This window comes from Xanthomonas axonopodis, assembly GCF_001304695.1.
GTDB classification, from domain to species: Bacteria; Pseudomonadota; Gammaproteobacteria; order Xanthomonadales; family Xanthomonadaceae; genus Xanthomonas; species Xanthomonas axonopodis.
Map to the genome: position 1 here is coordinate 1 of NZ_JFAQ01000270.1, position 569 is coordinate 569.

1 protein-coding gene and 1 pseudogene are annotated in these 569 nt (G+C 66.1%); both read left to right on the forward strand.

Annotated features, from left to right (window positions below; translation table 11 throughout):
- On the forward strand, positions 1–369 hold a 369-nt coding region (gene rraA, locus XAXN_RS19425), incomplete at its 5' end, for a ribonuclease E activity regulator RraA (protein WP_054320736.1).
- Positions 370–379: 10 nt separating this feature from the next.
- A pseudogene (locus tag XAXN_RS22205) lies at positions 380–569 on the forward strand (serine hydrolase); the annotation flags it as partial.

Below are 569 nucleotides of genomic sequence, written 5' to 3' on the forward strand. Positions count from 1 at the left end.
GAGCTGGCCGCCACGCCCTGCGATGGCCGAGTGCTGGTGGTGGACGGGCAGGGCTCGCTGAAGCATGCGCTGCTGGGCGACCAGATCGCGGCCAACGCGGTGGCCAACGGCTGGGCCGGCGTGCTGATTCACGGCTGCGTGCGCGATGTCGAGATTTTAGCCACGTTGCCGCTGGGGGTGCTGGCGCTGGCGGCTTGCCCGCGCCGTACCGAGCGACGCGATCTGGGCGATGTGGATGTGCCGGTGAATTTTGCCGGCGTGCCCTTCGTTCCAGGCCATTGGCTGTATGCCGATGCCAATGGCGTGCTGGTGGCGCCGCAAGCGTTGGCGCTGGATGGCGCCGGCGAATCGATTCGACCAACAACCTGAAGGTGATGCAGTGACCTTGAACCGATGGCTGAGTGGGGGCGTGCTGATGGTGGCAAGCTTGGTGACGACAACGCACGCGGCCGAACTTCCCGCCGGCATGCAGCAGTTCGATGCGCAGATGGAACGCGTGCGCAAACAGTTCGACGTGCCCGGTATTGCGGTGGCTATCGTCAAGGACGGCCAGGTGGTGCTGGAGCGCG